Raw genomic sequence first — 21,032 nt, 5'->3', positions numbered from 1 at the left:
TTGGGGCATTGAACGCCTTCTACCGCCGTCGTGCTCCCGCGCAGATCACGATTGCCGGGAAAACCATGTCGATCGCTGCCGTCTGGCCGGCACCGAACGCTGTGGACCAGCCATTGTGCACAATTGCGTTCACTCTCGCAGACATGGCGGGCAAATTGCGCCTGCCGCTATCTGTTGTCGAACGGGGTCTTGCCAAGGCTGACGAGCTAATCGATCCGAAACGACTAGCACCCGCTCACGCCGCACTGCTGCTGGAGTCCGTATTCGAAGACGATCTTGAATGGATCGAGAGCAAGCTCGGCGAGACGATCGCGATCACGTCGATCGAACAAGAAGGCGGCGTTTTGGACCAAACCGCGCTGACTCTCGTCCTGACCGACAAGGACGAAACCATAGGTTGCGCCTTGCATACCGATAGCGTCGGTCTGGCCGTGCGGGCCGGGCGCTTTCTCGACCAGATCGGCAAAGCAAGGCTCCCGGTGCCTGCCGAATTACCGTTGCCCGTCTGCCTCTGGCGCCACGCGCTTACAATCAGCCTTGGTGAGCTTCAAAGCCTACAACCTGAAGATGTAATACTTTTCGACGACGATGAGGAAGAGGCGGCATTGGTCATTGCCGAGCGGCTTTATGCCCCGGCCGTGCTGACTGCCAGTGGACCGCAACTGCTTGCCGTCCCGACTGCAATCGCTGGATCGAAATGGGAGTGGACCATGAACCAAAACACGCCGCCGCACGCCGACCAGACATTGGAAGAGGCAACTCTGGACCAACTGCCGGTTGCGCTTGCCTTCGAGCTCGGCCGCACGGCAATGCCTCTCGGCGAGGTAAGGCAGCTTGCGCCCGGTGCAATCGTTCCGCTCGCCAATGTGACGAAGGAGACGGTCGACATCATCGCCAATGGCAAACGCGTCGGCCATGGCGAGATCGTGCGCATTGGAGAGAGCCTGGGCGTGCGGATCGCCCGCATGTTCGACAATGCTTGACAATTCGCCCAACCTGCTTGGGATCCTGATTGCCGTCGGCTTCGTCGGTTTGCTGCCGCTGGCAGTCGTCACCATGACCGGGTTCCTGAAAATCTCGGTGGTGCTGTTCCTCATCCGCAATGCGCTAGGCGTCCAGCAGATGCCGCCCAATTTGGTCCTCTACGGCATAGCGCTCGTGCTCACGGTCTATGTTACGACGCCATTGCTGAGCGAAATGACGGGCCGGCTTCAGGAAGGGCAGGTTCAGTTCCAGACGACGGACGACCTCGCCAGGGCGGCGCAACTGGTCAGGGAACCATTGCAGCAGCACCTCATCAAATTCACGCAGCCGGAAGAGCGGCAGTTCTTTCTTGACGGGACGAACCGCCTGTGGCCGGAACAGGCACGTCAAAATCTGAAAGACGATGATCTTTCGATACTTGTTCCTGCCTTTGTCGCGTCCGAGCTTACGCGGGCGTTTGAAATCGGCTTTCTGCTTTATCTTCCCTTCCTCATCATCGACATCGTTGTTGCGAATATCCTGATGACGCTCGGCATGATCATGGTCTCGCCGGTCCTCATTTCGATCCCGCTGAAACTGTTCCTTTTCGTCGCCATAGATGGCTGGTCGCGGCTGATGCACGGCCTGATCCTGAGTTATGTCTGACGCCGCTAGGAGGTTTGCATGAGCAATGACTTCATCCTGGCGAAGGTCCAAAGCGCGCTTCTGACGGTGCTGTTCGCGTCGAGCCCAGCGATCATCGCGGCGATGGCCGTCGGCATCCTTGTCGGGCTTGCCCAGGCGCTGACGCAAATTCAGGACCAGTCGCTGCCGCAGACGATAAAGCTCGTCGTGATCCTGCTGGTCGTCATCGTCTTCGGCCCGCTGCTTGGCCAGCAGATCGCCGAGCAGGCCTCAACGGCGCTGGACGAATTCCCCGTCGTCACGCGTTGAAGCACGCAGATGCCGGTCGAACCATTCTTCGCGTCGGTCAAAGAGCTTCAGTTCTATCTTTTGGCAGGAGCTTTCGCGCTCGCACGCATGACCGGATTCATGCTCCTGATGCCACTCTTTTCGCGTGTGCCGCTATCGGGCCTTTTGCGCAACGGCGTTGCTCTGGCGCTGGCGGTTCCGGTCTTTCCGATGATCGTGAATAAGCTGACGAACACCGACATCGCGACGACGATGATCGTCGCCTACATGCTCAAGGAGGTCGTCGTCGGGGTAACGCTCGGGCTGGCGATGGGCATACCGTTCTGGGCGGCCGAGGCTGCCGGCGATATCCTGGACCTGCAGCGCGGCTCGACGATGGGGACGCTGATCGATCCGATGATGACCCATGAGACGAGCGCCACCGGCACCTTGCTCGCCGTCATCATGGTCACGGTCTACCTGGCTGCCGGCGGCCTCGAGCTTTCCCTGACCAGCCTCTACGACAGCTATGGCCTGTGGCCGATCGACCAGCTTCTGCCGGTGTTCAGCAAGGATGCCGCCGCAATCTTCCTCGATCTGCTGAACCGCATTCTGCTGATGGCGTTGACCCTGGTTTTCCCGCTCATCATCAGCATGCTCTTGTCCGATCTTGTGCTGGCCTTCTTGGCGCGCGCCTCACCGCACCTCAACGTTTTTGCGCTTTCGCTGATCGTGAAGACACTGGTGTTTAGCCTCGTCTTTGTCCTCTATTCTGCTTTCCTGCTCTTCTACATGAACCGCGACCTTGGCTTCCTGCACGAGGCGGGCCGACAGATAGAAGCGATCGGCTGCCGCAGCTGTCAATGACAACAGGAAGGCAGGAAGATTTGGACAACAGGAAGGTTTGCGCAAGCGTCGGTCGCAAGATGAAGCAATCGTTGGCCGGCCAATAAATACAATTTATCGTTGAGGAAAGATTCTGACGATTTGACAAGCAGCCGAGCTGCCAACGATCTTACGCCCTCCCGATTTGTCTCTGAAACGCGCTCGGAAGCAATGGCTCGCCTGACCACTTCACCGATCTTCGAGGACCTGCGACTGGTCGATGCGGATAGGCTGCGCAGGCTTGTCAGAATGGGCGCCTATGAGGGCCATACAGGGGGGCTGGCGCGCGGCAAGCTCCAGGCCAATGTCGTGATTGTGCCCCGCAGCTTTGCCGGCGATTTTCACCAGTTTTGCATCCGCAACCCGAAATCCTGTCCATTGGTCGGCGTGAATCGCGCCGGCAGTCCATTGATCCCGGCGCTGGGCGATATCGACATTCGCACCGATGCCCCCCAGTACAACATCTATCACTTCGGGGAGCTGACGCGTCAGAGAACGGACATCATCGACCTGTGGCGGGATGATTTTGCCGCTTTCGCGCTCGGCAGCTCGCTGACCGTCGAAGCTGCACTTGCCGAAAAGAAACTGAGCCGCATCGGCTGCGGCAAGGCCTCACCCAAGTTCCGAACCAGGATCCAGACTTGCCGCGTCGGACCGTTTGGTGGCGAAATGGTCGTCTCGATGCGTCCGATAAGGCGTTGCGATGTCGACAGGGTTCGCGCCCTCACCGCACGTTTCCCGCATGCCCACGGCTCCCCCATCCATGTCGGAGATCCCACGGTCATTGGAATTGCCGACTTGATGGCTCCCGACTGGGGCGACGCGGTCAAAATCATGGACGGGGAGGTCCCTGTATTCTGGGCCAGCAGCATCACCGCACAGGATGCACTTGCTCGTGCCGAACTCGCGACCTCGATCACGGTATCGCCGGGGCACATGCTGATCACCGATGTGGATGCACGAGCCGATGCGGGCGCTTTCAAAGTCTACTAGCAGTTCTTCATCACCGGTCAGCGGTAATGCTATTCGAGATGCGAAATGCGGTGAGGGTCGGTCTCGATCTGCCTTGCCACATCTTCGATCATGTTGCAGTGGCCCAACCTTATGCACTCGAGGCAGTGAAGCTCCCCGGCAAGTGCTCCCGCTACGTGATAACCATTTGGTAACCTTCCGAACTCGAAAGTGAAAAAGTACTGGCTCCTTTTGCCCTCAATAAGTGTTAGGGCTGCAATGGAGGCGAGACAAAGGAGAAAAGACCGGCATGGCCACGGTACTGAACGCCAAAGGCGTTCCACTTCCCTACAGTGGGTCCTCCGTGAAGTGGTATTCGGCGACGAGTTCCAGCTCAACACTTTATGGCAGCACGTACAACGATTCGATGTATGGGGACGGCAGCGTCACCGTCACAATGCGTGGCGGCAAGGGCGATGACATCTATTATCTGTATTCCTCAAAGAACAACGCGGTCGAGCTGTCTGGCGAGGGGGTGGACACCATCTCGACCTGGATGAGCTATGAGCTTCCAGCGAATTTCGAGAACCTGACGGTCACCGGCGACAAACGCTATGCTTTCGGAAACGCGCTAGACAACATCGTTACCGGCGGCTCCGGCCAACAGACGCTCGACGGCTTGCAGGGCGATGACGTTCTCAAGGGCGGATCCGGGGCGGACATTTTCGTCGTGACCCCCGGCAACGGCAGTGATCTGATCCTGGACTTTGGCGCGACGGATACCGTTCGCGTCGGGAGCTACGGCTTCACCTCCTTCGAGGAGGTGCGCGCCAACATGGTCCAGTCGGGAGCGAACGTCCGACTTGATCTGTCCGATAGCGAGTTTCTCGTCTTCGCCAACAAGACCATCGGCGACTTCACCGCAAGCCAGTTCAAGCTGGCCGTGGACAGGTCGGCTCTGGAACTCACCTTCTCGGACGAGTTCGACACGCTGGACCTGTGGAACGGCTCGAGCGGCACCTGGGATTCGAACTACTGGTGGGGGGCCGCGAACGGCAGCACGCTCACGACCACAAACGATCTTCAATGGTACATCGATACCGACTACGCCCCGACACGGTCCGTCAATCCGTTCAGCATCGAGGACGGTGTTCTCACGATTACCGCCGCCCGGGCTCCTGAGGCGATCCGGCCCTATATAAATAATTACCAATACACGTCAGGTTTGCTGACGACCTACGAATCCTTCGCGCAGACCTACGGCTATTTTGAGATTCGGGCCGATATGCCCGAAAAACAAGGTACATGGCCGGCCTTCTGGCTTCTCCCGGAGGACGGCTCCTGGCCACCGGAACTGGACGTTATAGAGATGTTCGGTCAGGATCCAAACAAGCTCATTCTGACAGGCCACTCGAACGCGACGGGAACTCATACAACAGTGGGCTCGACGGCCTATACCTCGGATACCGGAGGGTTCCACACATACGGCGTGCTTTGGACAGAAGACGAACTCGTCTGGTATTTCGACGACGTCGAAGTCGCTCGTGCCGCAACGCCTGCCGACATGCATGACCCGATGTATATGCTGGTGAATATGGGGATTGGTGGCCAAGCGGGAGCACCTGCCGACGGGCTCGCGACCCCTGCGGAAATGCAGATCGACTACATCCATGCCTATGCGTTGCAAGATTGGATTATCTAACATTTGACAGATGGGCTCGGCACCGACACGTTCGTCATCAGGCCTGATTTCGGGCGCGGTTATTGCCGCCTGAGACCGAACTGGAACTGATGTGAAGCCGATGTCGCATCCCCATCCATCCGAACCGCCACGAACGACCCTCGCAGCGGTTCTGGCTTCCTTCCGGCGAGCGTTGGCGGGAATCGCGTTGATGAGCGGCGTCGTCAATGTTCTGGCGCTGACCGGCTCATTTTTCATGCTGCAGGTCTATGATCGCGTCATACCCGGCCGCAGCGTGCCGACGCTCGTCGGGCTCGCCGTGTTTGCCGGCACGCTTTTTGTTTTTCAGGGCGCTCTTGAGCTCATCCGGTCGCGTTTGCTGGTGCGCATCGGGATGGCATTGGACGCGCGCCTGAGCGGACAGGTCTATGCCGCCCTCATGCGTTTGCCGTTGCGCACCAAGCTCGCAGGCGACGGCCTTCAATCGTTGCGCGATCTTGATCAGGTGCGTTCGTTTATGTCGAGCGCCGGTCCGACCGCGCTTTTCGACCTGCCATGGATGCCGATCTATCTCGCAATCTGCTTCCTATTCCATTTCTGGATCGGCATGACGGCGCTGGCCGGCGTGGTCATTCTCTTCAGCCTGACATTGCTTGCCGAAATTCGCACGAGAGAGCCCGCCAGAAAGGCAAACAGTCAAGCGGCGGCGCGCAATACACTTGCCGAAGCGACGCGTCGCAATGTCGAGGTTCTGCAGGCCATGGGCTTTGGATCACGCATCGCCGAGCGCTGGTCAGGGATCAATGCTGACTATCTCGACACCAATGCAACAGCGAGCGACCTTGCTGGGACACTCGGAACGATCTCGAAAATCATGCGCATGATGCTGCAATCCGGTATCCTGGCGATCGGCGCCTATCTCGTCATCCATCAGCAAGCGACCGGCGGCATCATGATCGCCAGTTCGATCATGATGAGCAGGGCACTCGCACCAATCGAACTGGCTATCGCGCACTGGAGGGGTTTCGTCACCGCCCGCCAGGCCTGGGCCCGCTTGACCCAGCTTTTGGTCCTGCTTCCCGAAACTGCGACAAGTGTCTCGCTGCCTGCGCCGAAATCTGCTCTTTCGGTCGAAGGTATCAGTGTCACGCCGCCCGGGGAGCGTCGTATGGTCGTGCAAGACGCCACCTTTGCACTGGAAAAGGGCGTCGGCCTCGGCATCGTCGGGCCGAGCGCTTCGGGAAAATCATCGCTGGTTCGGGCAATTGCCGGCATATGGCTCCCAATCCGCGGAACCGTCAGGCTGGATGGCGCAACGCTCGACCAGTGGTCGCCGGAAGAGCTGGGCAGCCATGTCGGCTACCTGCCGCAGGATGTCCAACTGTTCGACGGCACCATTGCCGAGAATATCGCGCGCTTCGAACCGCAGGCGCCGTCGGACAAGATACTGGCGGCTGCGCGCGCGGCCGGCGTTCATGATCTCGTCATCCACCTGCCGGAAGGCTACGAGACGCGCATCGGCGAGGCCGGATCGGCGCTTTCGGCGGGCCAGAGACAGCGGGTGGCGCTTGCCCGGGCGCTCTATGGCGATCCGTTCCTCGTCATCCTCGACGAGCCTAACTCCAACCTCGATGCGGAAGGCGAGGCCGCGTTGACGGTGGCGATCCAAGGTGTTCGCGCTCGGGGCGGTATTGCCATCGTGGTCGCACACCGGCCGAGCGCGCTGGCCAGCCTGGATCAGGTTCTTGTGATGGCGAACGGCCGGATCCAGGCCTTTGGCCCGAAGAATGAGATATTGAACAAGATAACTCGCCCAGCAGGCGTTCCCTTGAAGGTCGTCTCTGGCCCTGAAGAACCTGCATCCTGATGGCAGAACGCACTGCATCCGCGATTGACCGGACCATTCGGCGCTATCTGCTTGGTGGGGTCGCAGCTTGCATACTTCTGATTGGTGGGGCCGGAAGCTTGGCTGCCGTCACCGAGATTTCCGGGGCCGTGATTGCTTCGGGAAAGCTGGTCGTCGATTCCAGCGTTAAGAAGGTGCAGCATCCGACGGGTGGCGTTGTCGGTCAAATCTTCGTCCGGGAAGGCGATGCCGTGAAGGCGGGCCAGGTTTTGATCCGCCTCGATGAGACGATCACCCGGGCCAATTTGGCGATCGTCACGAAGAGCCTGGACGAATTCGAGGCGCGCCTGGCTCGCCTTGAGGCCGAGCGCGACGGCAAAGGGAGCATCATCTTTCCAGCTTCGCTTGTGTCACGGCAGGATGCCCCTGAGATTGGTCGAGCGATGGCCGGCGAGCAATCTCTGTTCGAATTTCGCCGACAGGCACGCGCTGGTCAGAAGGCTCAGTTGGAAGAGCGTATTGCGCAGCTTGCCGAAGAAGTTTCCGGCTTGACCGAGCAAAAAGATGCCAAGAGCCAGGAAATCAAGTTGATCGGCTTTGAGCTCGAAGGCATGCGCAGACTTTGGCAACGCAAGCTGGTTTCAATCGATCGCATAACTGCGCTTGAACGCGATGCCGTGCGGCTCAAAGGTGAGCACGGGCAACTGACCGCGGCCATAGCGCAATCGAAGGGTCGTACATCCGAAATCCGTTTGCAGATCATTCAGATCGATCAGGATTTGCGCAGCGAGGTGGCGACCGAACTGCGTGACGTCCAGGCAAAGATCTCTGAATCCGTCGAGCGCAAGGTCTCGGCCCAAGATCAGCTCAAGCGGATCGATATACGCAGTCCGCAGACCGGCGTCGTTCATCAGCTTGGTGTGCACACGGTCGGTGGCGTTATTTCTCCGGGCGAGCTCATCATGCTGATAGTCCCTGTGACAGACGACCTGACCGTCGAGGCGCGCGTGGCACCCCAAGACATCGATCAGTTGACGTCAGGGCAAAGCGCGACGCTGCGGCTGTCGGCATTCAATCAGCAAACAACGCCGGAACTGAATGGTGCCGTCAGCAAGATTTCCGCCGACCTCAATGTCGATGAGAAAACAGGCGCTGGCTTTTACACCGTGCATGTTGTTTTACCGCGCACAGAGCTTACCAGGGTCAAGGGCCTGGCCCTGGCGCCTGGAATGCCTGTCGAGGTGTTCTTTTCGACCGGCAGCCGCACCATGCTGTCCTATCTCGTGAAACCTTTGGCGAACCAAATCCAACGGGCATTCAGGGAAGAATAGGCCGCGACTCGGGCGAGTCGACGAGCTGAACTCCGGAACAACGACGCGATTTTGCCGTTTCGCCTGAAACTGGAAGCGATCCACATGTCCGGGTTGACGAATGAAGAGATCGAGGGGCGGCTGAACGCCCAGCGAGAGACTCTGGCGCTGGTCGTCGCGCTGCTTGCCGGCCGCGACGCGACTTCCGAGCGAATATGGGCCGAACTGGAGGCCCGTTTTCAATTCCAGAATAATCAGGAAGACCCCGGCGCCGTGCCAAGCAGTGCGTTCGCCATTGAGAGTGCGATGATGCGGGAGTTCAAGCTGATCTTCGAGGAAGCGCGGGCACGCAAGGCGGAATGGAACGACACGGACAAGCCGCCCACAAGAGGCGCTACCTGAAAAACGCGAGCCCGGCGATGCGACGCTGCACCAAGTTCGCTTCATAGCGGAGTGGCCAATCGAACGCTGCATCGGGCTTGGCGACAATGGCTCTAGACCAATTGATGCCAAACAAATCTTGAGGCTCGGCCGCGGAGAGCGTTGCGCCGAGGGAGCCCACAATTCCGAATAGACGGACGGGACAGATCTGTCGCTGCCGATGGGATAGCCATATTTTTTCTGGCCTGACTCGGAAACATTTCCGGCATGCCGGTGTTTAACGCCCTGAGTGGGCGCGAGGCGCCGTTCCTCTGCCTGTGAGGCGATCCTCCCTTTGGAGTGTAAAGATGCCGGCATCCGCCATGACAGAGGTCGAGGAAGTCAGGATCGAGCCCGACGGGCTCATTGGGCTGCTGGGCGTGCCGCACGGTGCGCAAGGCATCGTCATCTTCGCTCATGGCAGCGGAAGTGGACGGCTCAGTCCGCGCAACAATCACGTGGCCGCCGCACTTCGGCAGGCTGGACTGGCGACCCTTCTCGTCGACCTTTTGACGTCGATCGAGGAACGCGACAGGCGAAACGTCTTCGACATTGACCTGCTTGCATCGCGGCTCGCGCTGGCGACGCATTGGGCGGCTGCGGAAGCACGAACCAGAAGGCTTGTCCCACTTTATTTCGGGGCAAGCACTGGCGCGGCAGCCGCGCTGGTGGCCGCCTCACGCCCGGATGCAGGTATCGCGGCTGTCGTCTCGCGCGGCGGCCGGCCCGATCTGGCGATGGACGCGTTGCCGGCCATGCGTGCCCCGACACTGCTGCTGGTCGGCGGCCTGGACGGGCCGGTGATCGGGATGAACGAGCGTGCCCTTGCCGCGCTGAAAGGCGAGAAACAGTTGATCATTATCGACGGTGCCGGCCACCTGTTCGAGGAGCCGGGGACAATGGACGAAGTAGTCAGACACGCCACGCGATGGTTCCTCGAGCATCTCGCGCCTCCGGAAGGGCCGAGGCAATGATCCTGGGCAGGCTAAAACTCGGTGCAGACAAGGAAAACGAATCCAGTTCGAAGGTGCTGAGCGAGCCGAGGAAGGCCGAAGCGCACCACGCCATCGGGCCTCTCTACCAACGCGAACGGGCCTGACTTATGGCAAATCACGGCGCGCCCCTTCCGACGGTCCTTATCACCGGAAGCAGCGGCTTCCTGGGGCAGGCGATTGCGCGAGGTTTGATTGACCGCTACCGGGTTATCGGCCTCGATGTTGCAAAACCGAAGCATCCCCCCGCCGGCATGGAGACGATCGAGATCGATCTCACCTCCGATGAGAGCGTGAGTAGGGCTGTGAAAACAGCGCGGGAGCGCGGCGGTCGCATCGCCGCGGTCATCCACCTCGCGGCCTATTACGACACGACCGGCAAGGACAATCCGAAATATGACGCCGTCACCGTGCAGGGCACGCGCCGGCTCCTGCATTCGCTGACGGCGATCAAGACCGAGCAGTTCGTGTTCTCCAGCACGCTTCTCGTCCATGCCCCAAGCCCGGGGAGGGGCACGAAAATCAGTGAGGACTCGCCGCTCGACCCGGCCTGGGCCTACCCAAGATCGAAAGCCGAAACCGAGGCGCTGATTTCGAGGGAGCGCGGCGAAATCAAGACGGTGATCCTGCGGCTCGCCGGCGTCTATGACGAAGACTGCCGGGCGGCCTTTATTGCCCAGCAGATCGCTCGCATTTTCGAGCGCTTGCCGACCGCCTATTTGTTCGCCGGCGATATCACCGCCGGCCAGCCCTATCTGCACAAGGACGATCTCGTCGATGCGGTGGTGCGTACCGTCGACCGGCGCGCCGAACTTCCGCCCGAGACCGTGCTTCTGATCGGCGAAGAAGACACACCGTCATACGAGGAGATGCAGAAGCGCATCGGCCGGCTCATCCATGGCGAGGACTGGCGGACCCTGGCGCTGCCGAAGCAGCTGACGAAGCTGGGCGCGTGGGTGCAGACGGAGGTACTCGATCAGGACACCGACATCAAACCGTGGATGATCGAGAACTCGGACGATCATTACGAGATCGACATCTCGCGAGCCAAAACTCTGCTGGGTTGGGCGCCTAGACACAGCCTGCTGGATACATTGCCGGAGATGATCCGCCGGCTGAAACAGGACCCCACAGACTGGTACGCGGCCAACAAGCTTGATCCGCCCGTTGTCGCGGCTTCGGACCCCGAGATCGAAAAGGCCGAAAGGCGCCTCAAGGGACCGCTCGAACGAAGCAAGGAAGACGTCGAAGCGGCGATAACACGGCATCGGTCCAGGACACTCTGGGCGCCGATGACCAACGCTGCGCTTGGGCTGTGGCTGGTCACCTCGCCAATGACAGTTGGCCTGTTCGATCCCGTCACAGCCGCAATCCCACCCGCTCTGGGCCACGCTGTCGCGGAGCCGCAATTGCGCAACGCAAGCCTCGGCGTCAGCGAGATCATTTCCGGCCTGCTGGTGACGGTCTTTGCGTTGATGGGCATGTCCCGACGCTGGCGCTGGGTGCAGTGGATCACGGCGTCGCTCGGAGTTTGGGTGATGCTGGCGCCGTTGCTGTTTTGGACGACCAGCGCCGCCGCCTATGCCATCGACACGCTCGTCGGCATGCTGATCGTCGCCTTTGCGGTGATGATCCCGCCGACCCCTGGCATCAGCCGCCGCGCGCTGGCGGCCGACGACGACATTCCGCTGGGCTGGACCTATTCGCCATCGACCTTCACGCAGCGGATTCCGATCGTGGCGCTGGCCTTCGTCGGCCTATTCGTCTCGCGCTATCTCGCCGCCTTCCAGATGGGCCACGCGGATGGGCTGTGGGATCCGTTCTTCGACCCCGGCGGCGCGCCGGTGCGCAACGGCAGCGAGGCTGTGGTGACGTCATGGGTCTCGAAGGGTTTCCCAATCGCCGATGCCGGGCTCGGCGCGCTTGCCTATTGCCTCGATATCCTCGCCGGCGCGATCGGCGACCGCCGGCGCTGGCGCACCATGCCGTGGATGGTACTCCTCTTCGGCTTGCTGATCGTTCCGCTTGGCGTGGTCAGCGTCTCCTTCATCATCATCCAGCCACCGCTGATTGGCGCGCTGTGCACGCTCTGCATCCTCCAGGCCGCCGTCACGGTGGTGCTGATCCCTTACTCGGTCGATGAGGTGCTGGCGACCATCCAGTATCTCTGGGGCGCCACGAGGGCGGGCGAGCCGTTCTGGCGTACCTTCTGGATGGGCGGACCGGCGCTGTCGGAGAACCAGACGCCTGGGGCCGACCTCGACCGTCCGGTTTTCGAGGTGCTGAAGGAATTTGTCACCGGCGGCGTGAACTTCCCATGGACGCTGGTAGCGAGCACGCTGCTCGGCGCCTTGCTGATGACGACGCCATTGATCATTGGCACGCAACCACCGCTCTACTTCAGCGATCATGTCGTCGGCTGTCTCATTATCATGGTCGCAGTCACGGCCATGGCCGAAATTGTCCGGCCGGTGCGCTTCCTCAATGTCGTGCTCGGTGCGTGGATCGCGGTCTCACCTTTTGTGCTCGCCGGCGGTGGAACCACAGCGATCGCGGCGGACGTTACGATCGGTCTGGCGCTGATCGTGCTCAGCCTGCCGCGCGGCACGCGCAGCGACCAACATTATGGCGGTTGGGATCGAGCGATTGTCTGAGCAACTCGACTTCAGCACCTGGCGAGGCGAAGCGCGCGCGTGGCGATCTGCAGGAGCAGGTCAAGGAAGAGATCGAGTTGCCTGGACGGGGCTCTGCCTGACGGCGCAGGTCTAGATTTGTTCGCCGAGCACGATCCTCGCATCCTTGGCCGCGACGATGTATGCTTGGCGCGCGACCCTTGGCGGCTTTTCGCCGCGGATAACCGCAAGGCAGGCTTCGATTGCAGCGAGCCGCGTCTTGGAGGCTGGCGTCGGCCAGTCCCTCAGCAGCACCTCAGCCGTGTCGGAGACCGAGACAGCAACCCTGTCGCGAGCGATCCGGCCAGGTTGAACAACAATCGGCTGTCTGAAACGTTTCGTTCGCACGACACTCTCCAAAGCGGCAATATGTTAGCCGCGTCTGATCTTTGTCGCCACCCCAAATGTTAATTGCCGTCGGACTTGCCACTGCCCTTGATCAAAGCCGCCGGGCTCTCCCAACACAAGCAGAGGTGGCCAGAGCGCGACGGCGCGCTATCTCATCCGGCTCGACAGGCTCGATGACGGCATGCCGAAATTCGGGCTCGTTGGTCGATATCGTTCGCAAGGCTGTGAACGACCATGATCTATTTCACGGCCGACACACATTTCAGCGATCCCCGCATTCTGCGTATCGATCGTCGCCCGTTCGGCTCGCTGGCAGAACACGATCGAACACTGATTTCACTCTGGAACGAAACCGTCAGTCCGGACGACGAGGTCTGGCATCTCGGCGACTTTGCGAAGGGGTCGGCCGAATTCGTTTCATCGCTCCTGTCGTCGCTTCATGGCCAGAAGCATTTGATTATCGGCAACAACGATGGCGCAGCAACTATCGGCGCCGCTGGTTGGGCCAGCACACAGCATTATAAGGAGCTGACGATAGACGGCAGGTTGCTGATCCTTTGCCACTATCCTTTTCGCACCTGGAATCAGATCGGCAAGAAATCGATCAATCTGCATGGCCATTCCCACGGCAGGCTGAGCCCGGTTACGCGCCAGTACGACACGGGCGTCGACGGCTGGGATTTTCGCCCGGTCAACCTTTCCGCCATCCTTGCAGGCAGACGGCGACGGATCGCCCGCCGGGATCTTCAACGCAAGTGATCGAAAACGCGGCCATCCCGGCTCTTGCTTACGTGAGAAGCGCTTCCAACGCCTAGATGTGCCGCGAATTCTGCATGCAGTTTGTCCTCGTGTCCGAGATAGCGGGGCGAAAAGTGCATCGGCACGGCATGTTCAACACCGGCAAGCCTGGCGATCGTGCCGGCTTCGGCTGCCGTGAGATGGCGCTTCGCGGCGGCCAGCTCGCGATCTTCCTGCAGAAAGCCCGCTTCGATAAACAGCTGGTTCGCGCCGTGCGCAAGCGCAACGACACGCGCAAGATTTGCCTCGTTGAATGCGAGATCGGTCGCATAGACGATCTTCTGTCCGGGGCCGGTTCTCAGGGCTCCGGCACCGAGCAGCTCGCCGACCGAGATACGTCGATCCGCGGTTGGGGCGAGCGTCGTTTCCGGATCAGCTCCGCGCCGGACCGCACGCTTGGCTTCGCTCAACCACGGTCCGACAGGCAAACCCAATGCTTCCAGCTGCGGTTTTTGCACGTTGACCCCGATCTTTTCCTGAAACGCGAATGCAAGGCATGGAACGCCGTGGTCGAGCATTGCTGCTTCGATACGGAAATCGGGATCGTCGAGCAGGGTATTTCCCTCGGCTGGATTTGATGCCGTGTCCTGCCGAGCGAAGCCCGATCGCGCCCGAAAGAGGCAGGAATGACGAAATCCGGCCGGCGTCCAGTCGCAGGCGGCTATCATGAAGTCGTGGGACTGTTCGTCAAGGAGGTTCCAGGTGTATGCGTTGAGCTTGGCTTGCACGGCCTCGATCAACCCAGGCGGGCCGAAGAAATGCACTGTTTTATTCCTGTATAGAAATAACCGCAGCAGCCGATCGAAGCCGGCGAAGTGGTCCATGTGCATATGTGATACGAATACGTGGCTGACGCGCAGGATTTCGCGCGGCGAAAGTGGCGACAGATCGCCGATGTCGAAGAGCGTCGCCCGGTTGCCGAATCGGAAATCCAGAAGAAGCCCCGCATCCGAGAAGGGGTCGTTGACCAGGCGCGGCTGAACCAGCAACGTCACCGAATCCACCCGATACTGTTTTCGAATTTCGCCACTAGGCGGTCACCTTCAGACACGACCCGGACCTCACGTCTACCCCTCTAATCGCGCGCTCCGGGTACCGGTTCCCGACGTATATCGTTCGAAAGGACGCAGAAGACGGCGAGCCGGCCAAGTCAGGCTGAACGTTTCTGCCATCTTGCGCGTTCTCTTGGGTCGGAGCGAACCGCCGGCCGACACATCCGCGGCCATAATGAGGTAGCACCCCAAGAACGAGCAACATGACCGAGCACAGAGGCAGTCAGCCGGGCGAGGCAAAAGGGACCGTGATCGCATTCTCCGCGCCGGGCTGCGAGCCTCTCTACGCACACGAACGGGAAGCTATGGCTGCCGTTGCCCGCACGATTGCGAGCCTCAAGGGATTTGCCTTCCAGCAGGGTCTGGGCAACAGCAGCGGCAACGGCGAGGGCTTGTATTTCGTGCCGGACGACAGCTTGCTTGCCACTGATGCGGCACGGCTGGGTATCGACGGGCCGCAAGACCTCTTCGGCGGCGTGGTGCCTTGGCGTTTCGTAATGACCAAGGCCATAACCCATGAACTGGTCGATGGCTCGGCCAAGCGACCGAAGGAATGGTCAAACAACTTCGGCAGAACCGTCAGCGCAGCAGTATTGCCTGGCTACACCGTATTTTCGCGGCACGATGCGCTGCGAGCAGCGCAGCGTCTGCTGAGGCTCGGGCCGGCGCGACTTAAGCCACCGCTTGCCTCGCGGGGTCAGGACCAGCACATTGTTCGCACCGTCGCTGACGTCGAGAGGCAGCTCGAGCGATACCGCTGCCCCGACCTGGACGAGTGCGGTCTTGTGCTCGAAGCGGACCTTAGTGACATCGTCACCCTGAGCGTAGGCAGAACGGAGATCGATGAAATCATGATCGCCTACTACGGCACTCAAAGGACGACGACCGATAATGCGGGACAATCCGTTTATGGCGGATCCGATCTCATTGTAGTGCGCGGCGGATGGGAAGCTCTCGAAGACCTTCAGCTTCCTCGCGCATTAGCTTTGGCAATTGTGCAGGCGAGGGCCTATGACGCGGCGATGGCTGAGTATCCTGGATTTTTCGCCTCGCGGCGCAATTACGATATCGGCCAGGGCGTCGATTCGTCGGGTATCTGGCGATCCGGTGTGCTCGAAGCCAGCTGGCGCATTGGCGGCAGCAGTACTGCCGAGCTTGCGGCAATAAAAATTATGAAGCAGGACCCCAACATCCAACTCGTCCGTGCGTCCGCAGTTAAGGAGTTCGGCAATACCAGCCGGCTACCGGTGAACGCGGACGTTCACTTTCAAGGAGAAGACCCCGACGAGGGTCCGATTACGCGCTATACCGTCGTCACGCATGCGACCCGGGAGCCGCCAAAGAAAGCGGCCGATTAACCTCTTAGGCTGATGCGATCGTCTTGCACTGTCGGATTTGTCCCGTGCTATCCTGTGCCATTTGCGCCGGCTCATGAGCGTCAAAATTAAGATCGCAAAACGCTTATGACCACGGAACATCCGTGGGCGGCTTTCCGGGCTGGATGAGATCGAAGCCGACGAAGCCATCAGAAAACTCAAGCGGGGAGAGTTGACATCCGACAACATTCCCCCAACGGCTCGGTCTGGTTGGCCTCCGACCAAAGACGGCATATAATGGGTCAAGCTGCCTTGCCCCCTTCGTCTTCGAACCGAGAGCGGACTGGTTCAGTGTTGCAAGATCGGGAACCGCGTAAGCCGTTGTCCAGAACCGCACTGGCAGCAATTGCAATTATCTGCGCGCTAATTCTTGCTGCGTTTTTCATCGGCTTTGAATATTCGGCCCCTGACGAAGGCGCGCTGGTTATTCCCGGATCGCAACAATCGCCGTGATGCCCCCTATCGCTGTACATTTCTGACCGAGCTCGTCAGACCAGCGCGAGCGAGGTTGCAGGGGCCATATTTCCAGTGCATTCTCGCCATCGTCCATGACCAAGCAGTATCTCAACCACCAGTTGGAGTGCCCTTATTGCCTGACAATAAGGCTGAGGATTCCGGCCGACGCCGGTCCTGACGACCGGATCTTTTGCGACGACTGCGGCGAATTCCTGGGTACATGGGACGATCTGCTTACCGATTTTGAGACGCAGGGCGGGCAGGATGGAGTGTTCCGTCTCGAAAAGGGCCGTATCAGGCGGATCGATTGAGCCGATGGCTGCGACATCCGAAGCGATGCGAACATTTCCCTCGTCGGTGATTTTGCTCAAGCGCATGGTCTGCCGAAAAGGAGCTCGCGGCTCCTGAGCGCGGGCCGACCGGGGCACGGGCCCGAAAGGCGAGCGAGCGAAGCTCGTGCGATATCGACCATTTCCTCGCGCCTCCGCTCACCAGAGTAAGCCTTGCAGCACCTGTGCGACCCAAAGGTTCGGAAAAATTTCCCAGCGGCCCGGATCGTCAGGGAACTTGTTGCCGACCGGCGGGGTTATCGGACGCCTTCACATTTTAAGGAGGCTAGCTCCAACCCCAGCGGGAGACGACCATGGCAACTACGAAGAAAGCCGCAAAAGCGGCAACCAAGGGTCTCGAGGACCTGTTCCTCGACGGACTCAAAGACCTCTACTACGCCGAAAAGAAGATACTGAGGGCGCTGCCGAAAATGGCCAAAAGCGCGGAGTCGGAAAAAGTGACTGCTGCCTTCGAAAAACATCGTATGGAAACGGAAGGTCACGTCGATCGCCTCGAGGAAGTGTTCGAGAAATTCGGCAAGGCAGCACGCGGCAAGACCTGTCCGGCGATCGACGGCATCATTGAAGAGGGCTCTGAGATACTCGAAGACTATGAAGGTGCTCCTGCGCTCGATGCCGGACTGGTGGCAGCGGCGCAAGCCGTCGAGCATTACGAGATCGCCCGGTACGGAACTCTTATCGCCTGGGCAGAACAGATGGGAAAGGCCGATGTTGCTGCCCTTCTCAAAGAGACGCTCAAGGAAGAGGTCGCGACGGACGAAGCGCTGACGGGTCTAGGCGAGGGTGGTGTCAACCAACGTGCTCTTCAAGCGGCCGCGTAATTCCAAGGCCACCGGCTTGCGGAGCCCCGGCAAGGGATCGCCAGCGGCTCCGCTCCGAAGTGGATCGTGAAGCAACCAAAGATGCGGCTCTGGCAGTAGCGCATCGCCGGCTGTTTTATCATTGGCCTGGGCATTCGCATGGCGGTGAGTGGCGGAGCGGCCCGTTAAGATAGCCGACCCACGCGGCTATCCATCCTCCTGCCTCACAGTCGCTAATCAAAAGGCGGGCCGTTGCCCGCCTTCCATGGTTCAGTTACTACCACCGCCGAGCTTTTTGACACTGCTGCAGAATTCAGGGTGGGTGTTGGCGGCGTTGGCGTTTGCCGCCTCCTCATCGCAGACTTTTGTCATTGCCATGCGGTCCTCGTCCGTCAGCGCTTTCCAAGCTGCCGTGAACTCGTCGTCGGACCGCAGAGTCGTCATGCTGGAGTCCGTGTAGAACGGCTCCATCTTTGCGGGGTCATCCAAGGCAGACGTGCCTGTTTCGGTGCCTGCCGCAAGAGAAACGCCGCTTACCATAGAAAGCGCCATCGCGCCTAAACAGATCATCTTGTAACTCATGACAAGATCCTTCCGTTGTTTACTGGTCGCTAATGCAACGACCTACTGGCAAACGGCGTGTTTTAGAAAAGGTTCCTTTCTCACTTGCTGGCACGGCACTTGACCGGTGCTTTCTACAACCCGGATGCATTGCCAAGAGCGCGCTTACCTCTATCCTGAGCTGGGGCAAAATCTGCTAGCGTTCCTTAATGGCTCATCACCAGCTACCATTGGCGTCGATCGAGCCGACGCCACGCCGCGCTCTTCGGTCGGCGAGGAACGTGTAAGATGAAGCAGAGCGGTGTTGTCTTGCAAGACGATGGCGGGCGGGCGACGCCAGTTCTCGGCTTCGATGTCCACATATGGCGGATCGCCCTCGATGCTCCAATTTCACAATTGGACCTGGCGGCGCTTAGATGTCGCAGCGCCGCCTCGCCACGCTGGAGGTCCGCAGCGCCAGCAAAGTCTATGAGAGCGGCGGCTCTCCGGTCACCGCGCTGGCTGAAGGTTCGCTGACCTTGAGCCCCGGCGCCGTCAGCGGCATCGTCGGCCCCAGCGGCTCGGGCAAGACGACACTGCTGATGATCGCCGGTCTGCTGGAGGCTCCGACCACGGGAGAGGTTCTGTTCGACGGCAAGGTAATTTCGCGTCCCGGTGCTAAGCTCAACGAGCTGCGGACCTACAGGCGGACCCATCTTGGCTTTGTATTCCAGAAGGCGAATTTGATCCCTTTCCTCACGGCGGCCGAGAACGTCGCCATCGCCATGCAGGTCAACGATGTCGGCCGACAGCAGGCGCACGTGCGAGCCGCGAGGCTGCTCGATGCGTTGGGCATGGGGCATCGCGGCTCCAACTATCCGTCCCGGCTTTCCGGCGGCGAGCAGCAGCGCGTTTCGATCGCGAGGGCCCTGGCTAACGATCCCACTGTCATTCTGGCCGACGAACCCACCGCTGCGCTGGATGGCACGCGGGCGGAGATGGTGATGAAGGTCTTCAGGCATCTGGCGGATAGTCGCAATGTCGCGATCTGCGTTGTGACCCACGATACGCGCTGGATGACCTACTTCGATTCGACGCTCGAACTCGAAGACGGCCGAGCACGAAGGTAGACACCTGCCGCTGCAAATGCGGTCGCACGCCGTTACCGCCGGTTGCCGCGTCTACAGACCAGTCTGCGTTTCAGCGATGTGGATCCATCGGGTGGCTCGGTGATAGGCGGCTCGCTGAACAAGAGCTATGCATCAGTGCCGGATGAATGGAACATCTGCCGATAATTGCCGTTGATATGCTCATCAGGCGAAAGGGCTGCATATGTCAAAACTTCAGGCGGCAACTCCAGAGGATTTGCAACGGCTCAAGCTCGAAGCGTCGGCTTACTTTGGCCCGAAAATGCTCAAAGAAGCATTATTGCGCCTTTGCCAGGCTTGCGGAGCCGATAGCCTTGACCGGTTCGAGAAAACCATGGTCGATCAGATCGAGGCAATGCGTGATGATGATAATAGGGCCAACTTCGAAACACTGAAGGAATTTGCCATCGAACAGCTTTATGCCTGTGTTCGAGAGGTTAGTTCTTCACCTGATATGAAGCAGCCGCTGGAGGAAACTGAAACCCGAAGGACACCTGGTCGGTCGCAAAAGCCGGAAACCTTGGAAGACCAGTTGCAGGCCGGCCTTGAGGATTCCTTCCCCGCAAGCGACCCGCCTGCCGTGGTGTCCACAGCGATCCCCGGCGGGTCGAAAAAGCTGGTCGGGACTGACGAAGTCCTGAAAAAGAAGCGAGAGGACGAGGCTAAGAATAAGAACCGGTCATAAGTAGCCCGTCCGAGCGAAAGGGATGCTTCCGCCCACTTTGTTGCCGCGGCTCCGGTCACCATGCGAACAGATGGCCAGCATGCACCGGCGTCAGAGCTTGACGGCCGCCTCTCGCGCCCACAGCCGCAATTTCCGGCAGGCCAGGACAAATTCCTCAGCCGCTTCTTTTGACTGCAGCCTTATCAGTCCTTCATCCGCATCGGCACCTGCCTTGCCCAGAAGCGACTCGGCTTCCGACGTGAAACCGATGAATAGGGCGGGACATTTCCCTTGGCTGCCCCGATCAAGCGGGCGGGATTCGCCGCAACAGGAGCTCAGCCGCAAAACGCACGGCCCGCGCGTATTTCACCCCATCCGAGATTTTCTAGCGACTTATTTCGATGTCCGGAACGATCCAAACCTTCATGCATTTAGCTAGGTCTGCGTTCATCAACTCTTTCTTGCTGGGAGCTGGACCATTGTCCTCCAGCGGCTACCCCTTGGCCAACCAGGAAACGGATGAAGTTTCCATCGTTGACCTGATACCTGCCTTGCGAGCCTTCGCCCGCACCTTCTGCCGTGTTCCTGACGACGCCGATGACCTGGTCCAGGAGACTTTGACCAAAGGGCTCGCCAACATCGATAAGTTCGAGCCCGGAACGCGTATGAAGTCGTGGCTCTTCACCATCATGCGCAACACCTACTATACCCACATCAAGGCAGCCGACAGGGAAAAACCCGGCCTGCTTGACTGTGCCTCTCTGATCCCGATTTCGGAAGCGACCCAGGAATGGTCCGTTCAGAGCAAGGAAGTCCATAGCGCGGTCCAGAAGCTGCCGGAACATCAGCGCGAGGTCCTGATGCTGAT

General features: G+C 59.8%; 22 protein-coding genes. 18 read left to right on the top strand and 4 right to left on the bottom strand.

The genetic code is table 11. The features are described from left to right. The first annotated feature begins 8 nt into the window (after positions 1–8). From sctQ to AC0L3L_RS20700, 11 genes are all read left to right on the top strand, one after another. The gene (sctQ, locus tag AC0L3L_RS20750; protein WP_473638944.1) at positions 9–983 is read left to right on the top strand and encodes a type III secretion system cytoplasmic ring protein SctQ; all 975 of its coding nucleotides are present in this window, start codon (positions 9–11) and stop codon (positions 981–983) included. Continuing rightward, positions 976–1,629, top strand: coding sequence for a type III secretion system export apparatus subunit SctR (gene sctR, locus AC0L3L_RS20745; protein ID WP_065006906.1), 654 nt, complete (start codon positions 976–978; stop codon positions 1,627–1,629). The genes sctQ and sctR overlap by 8 nt, the downstream gene beginning before the upstream one ends. 18 nt (positions 1,630–1,647) lie before the next feature. Beyond that, complete coding sequence (locus tag AC0L3L_RS20740) at positions 1,648–1,917, top strand: EscS/YscS/HrcS family type III secretion system export apparatus protein (protein ID WP_473549951.1); 270 nt, start codon at positions 1,648–1,650, stop codon at positions 1,915–1,917. A gap of 9 nt (positions 1,918–1,926) precedes the next feature. Continuing rightward, positions 1,927–2,742, top strand: a complete 816-nt coding sequence (sctT, locus tag AC0L3L_RS20735) for a type III secretion system export apparatus subunit SctT (RefSeq protein ID WP_473638943.1) — start codon at positions 1,927–1,929, stop codon at positions 2,740–2,742. Between the two features lie 189 nt (positions 2,743–2,931). After that, positions 2,932–3,753, top strand: coding sequence for a D-glutamate cyclase family protein (locus AC0L3L_RS20730; protein WP_473638942.1), 822 nt, complete (start codon positions 2,932–2,934; stop codon positions 3,751–3,753). 268 nt (positions 3,754–4,021) lie between these two features. Then, a complete protein-coding gene (gene eglC, locus AC0L3L_RS20725) occupies positions 4,022–5,413 on the top strand; it encodes an endo-1,3-1,4-beta-glycanase EglC (protein ID WP_473638941.1) in 1,392 nt (463 codons plus the stop codon). Positions 5,414–5,513: 100 nt separating this feature from the next. Then, on the top strand, positions 5,514–7,259 hold the full coding sequence (locus AC0L3L_RS20720; RefSeq protein WP_473638940.1) for a type I secretion system permease/ATPase: 1,746 nt from the start codon (positions 5,514–5,516) through the stop codon (positions 7,257–7,259). Next, positions 7,259–8,569: an HlyD family type I secretion periplasmic adaptor subunit gene (locus tag AC0L3L_RS20715; RefSeq protein ID WP_473638939.1), complete on the top strand. Its 1,311-nt coding sequence runs from the start codon at positions 7,259–7,261 to the stop codon at positions 8,567–8,569. The genes AC0L3L_RS20720 and AC0L3L_RS20715 overlap by 1 nt, the downstream gene beginning before the upstream one ends. A 51-nt stretch (positions 8,570–8,620) precedes the next feature. Then, positions 8,621–8,950 (top strand): hypothetical protein, encoded by a 330-nt coding sequence (locus tag AC0L3L_RS20710; protein WP_473638938.1) that lies wholly within the window; start codon positions 8,621–8,623, stop codon positions 8,948–8,950. Between the two features lie 326 nt (positions 8,951–9,276). Continuing rightward, entirely contained in the window at positions 9,277–9,942 is a 666-nt protein-coding gene (locus AC0L3L_RS20705; protein ID WP_473638937.1) for a dienelactone hydrolase family protein, read from the top strand. Between the two features lie 128 nt (positions 9,943–10,070). After that, positions 10,071–12,614 carry an NAD-dependent epimerase/dehydratase family protein gene (locus AC0L3L_RS20700; protein WP_473638936.1) on the top strand — a complete coding sequence of 848 codons (2,544 nt, stop codon included), beginning with the start codon at positions 10,071–10,073 and terminating at the stop codon, positions 12,612–12,614. 111 nt (positions 12,615–12,725) lie between these two features. On the opposite strand, the gene AC0L3L_RS20695 is transcribed toward AC0L3L_RS20700, so the two are convergent. Further along, positions 12,726–12,980 (bottom strand): DUF982 domain-containing protein, encoded by a 255-nt coding sequence (locus AC0L3L_RS20695; protein WP_473638935.1) that lies wholly within the window; start codon positions 12,978–12,980, stop codon positions 12,726–12,728. A 234-nt stretch (positions 12,981–13,214) separates the two neighbouring features. Here AC0L3L_RS20695 and AC0L3L_RS20690 point away from each other — a divergent pair, with 234 nt between their 5' ends. Next, the gene (locus AC0L3L_RS20690; RefSeq protein WP_473638934.1) at positions 13,215–13,739 is read left to right on the top strand and encodes a metallophosphoesterase family protein; all 525 of its coding nucleotides are present in this window, start codon (positions 13,215–13,217) and stop codon (positions 13,737–13,739) included. Here AC0L3L_RS20690 and AC0L3L_RS20685 read toward each other — a convergent pair. Next, on the bottom strand, positions 13,727–14,782 hold the full coding sequence (locus AC0L3L_RS20685) for a ribonuclease Z (protein ID WP_473638933.1): 1,056 nt from the start codon (positions 14,780–14,782) through the stop codon (positions 13,727–13,729). The genes AC0L3L_RS20690 and AC0L3L_RS20685 overlap by 13 nt on opposite strands. A 251-nt stretch (positions 14,783–15,033) precedes the next feature. Here AC0L3L_RS20685 and AC0L3L_RS20680 point away from each other — a divergent pair, with 251 nt between their 5' ends. Together AC0L3L_RS20680 and AC0L3L_RS20675 are read left to right on the top strand one after the other, a co-directional pair. After that, positions 15,034–16,188 carry a DUF3182 family protein gene (locus AC0L3L_RS20680; RefSeq protein ID WP_473638932.1) on the top strand — a complete coding sequence of 385 codons (1,155 nt, stop codon included), beginning with the start codon at positions 15,034–15,036 and terminating at the stop codon, positions 16,186–16,188. A gap of 339 nt (positions 16,189–16,527) precedes the next feature. Next, on the top strand, positions 16,528–16,659 hold the full coding sequence (locus tag AC0L3L_RS20675; RefSeq protein WP_282595253.1) for a hypothetical protein: 132 nt from the start codon (positions 16,528–16,530) through the stop codon (positions 16,657–16,659). 35 nt (positions 16,660–16,694) lie between these two features. Here AC0L3L_RS20675 and AC0L3L_RS20670 read toward each other — a convergent pair whose 3' ends face one another. Continuing rightward, positions 16,695–17,033, bottom strand: a complete 339-nt coding sequence (locus AC0L3L_RS20670) for a hypothetical protein (protein ID WP_473638931.1) — start codon at positions 17,031–17,033, stop codon at positions 16,695–16,697. 272 nt (positions 17,034–17,305) lie between these two features. Here AC0L3L_RS20670 and AC0L3L_RS20665 point away from each other — a divergent pair, with 272 nt between their 5' ends. After that, positions 17,306–17,833, top strand: a complete 528-nt coding sequence (locus AC0L3L_RS20665) for a YciE/YciF ferroxidase family protein (RefSeq protein ID WP_123148981.1) — start codon at positions 17,306–17,308, stop codon at positions 17,831–17,833. Positions 17,834–18,082: 249 nt separating this feature from the next. Here the strand turns inward: AC0L3L_RS20665 and AC0L3L_RS20660 are convergent, their stop codons facing one another. Next, complete coding sequence (locus AC0L3L_RS20660; protein WP_473485012.1) at positions 18,083–18,394, bottom strand: hypothetical protein; 312 nt, start codon at positions 18,392–18,394, stop codon at positions 18,083–18,085. A 395-nt stretch (positions 18,395–18,789) separates the two neighbouring features. Between AC0L3L_RS20660 and AC0L3L_RS20655 the strand changes: the two genes are divergently transcribed. The 3 genes from AC0L3L_RS20655 to AC0L3L_RS20645 form a co-directional block, all read left to right on the top strand. Beyond that, on the top strand, positions 18,790–19,482 hold the full coding sequence (locus AC0L3L_RS20655) for an ABC transporter ATP-binding protein (protein WP_473638930.1): 693 nt from the start codon (positions 18,790–18,792) through the stop codon (positions 19,480–19,482). A gap of 202 nt (positions 19,483–19,684) precedes the next feature. Next, complete coding sequence (locus tag AC0L3L_RS20650; protein WP_473485016.1) at positions 19,685–20,185, top strand: hypothetical protein; 501 nt, start codon at positions 19,685–19,687, stop codon at positions 20,183–20,185. A 479-nt stretch (positions 20,186–20,664) separates the two neighbouring features. Continuing rightward, the coding region (locus AC0L3L_RS20645; RefSeq protein ID WP_473639024.1) for a sigma-70 family RNA polymerase sigma factor at positions 20,665–21,032 on the top strand (368 nt) is incomplete at its 3' end.

This window comes from Mesorhizobium sp. WSM4849, assembly GCF_055811385.1.
The sequence above is the reverse complement of the archived record's forward strand: the minus strand, read 5'-3'. Positions and strand labels throughout refer to the sequence as shown.